1 protein-coding gene is annotated in these 1,041 nt (G+C 58.4%); it reads right to left on the bottom strand.

Going from position 1 to position 1,041, the window contains the following annotated elements:
- Nucleotides 1-17: 17 nt before the first annotated feature.
- On the bottom strand, nt 18-959 hold the full coding sequence (locus HHL26_RS24035; RefSeq protein WP_066554315.1) for an IS110 family transposase: 942 nt from the start codon (nt 957-959) through the stop codon (nt 18-20).
- Between the last annotated feature and the right edge of the window lie 82 nt (nt 960-1,041).

Here is a 1,041-nt window from a genome sequence, read left to right as displayed (position 1 = left end):
TAGAGTATCCGTGATGGTCAAGCGAGTGATTTGCGCCAGATGCGATCTGCCTTGAGCAGGGCATTTGCGGTGACGATGAGCTTTCTCATGACGGCAGTGATGGCGAGTTTTGGTGGTTTTCCGCCGGCGATGAGTTGTCGATATTTTGCCTTGAGATTGGGGTTGAAGCGGGCAGCGACGAGGGCAGGCATATAGAGGGCTTTGCGGACGTTTGCGCGGCCGCCTCGAATGAAGCTCTTGCCTTTCCACTGGCCGGACTGTCTGGCGACAGGAGCGAGACCGGCGAGTGATGCGGCCTGTTTGTTATCAAGGCTGCCGAGTTCGGGCATGATGGCGATGAGTTGATTGGCGGTCAGCGTTCCGAGGCCATCGATGCTGGTGAGGATGTTATGGCGGCGGACCAGAGCCGGATCAGCAGCGATGATCTGGGCGATTTCAGCATCGAGTGCTTCGATATGGCGTGCGATCTGGTCGAGGCGCTGCCTGCACTGGCGCTTCAGGAAAGGAATGGTGAGTTTCTGATCTCGGTTCTTGAGTGCAGTACGATCCCGAACTAGTCCGTCGCGGGCATTGATGAGTTCGGCCAGCAGCACCTGATTTGCACATGGCGCTGGCCTGATGGGAGGTTGCACGGTGGCTGCCATGCGGGCCAGCAGGGCGGCATCGATGCGGTCGGTCTTGGCGAGGGTGCCGGTGGCCTGAGCAAAGCGCCTGGCTCGTTCGGGATTGAGCCTGACGCAGGGTATGTGAGCGAGCGCCTGTTCTATTGCACGATGGTAAGTTCCCGTTGCTTCATAGGCGATTTGCGCGACTGTCCATTGTTCGAGCCATGCGATCAGCGCCTTGTGGCCCTTGGTGGTATTGGGGAACTGCCGGGCAGCTGAGGCAGGGTGGGCATGGCAATCGAGTGTTGCTTTGGAGATGTCGATGCCAAGGGTTTGTGGTAGATCATTGCTCATCTTTTCCGTGTCCCATGCTTGTCATCCGGGCCACAAAGCCCCGGTATCCGTTCGGGCCTGAAGGAAAAGAAAGGGGCGATCC

Origin of the sequence: Sphingobium sp. TB-6 (genome assembly GCF_012927365.1) — a bacterium.
GTDB lineage: Bacteria > Pseudomonadota > Alphaproteobacteria > Sphingomonadales > Sphingomonadaceae > Sphingobium.
The sequence above is the reverse complement of the archived record's forward strand: the minus strand, read 5'-3'. Positions and strand labels throughout refer to the sequence as shown.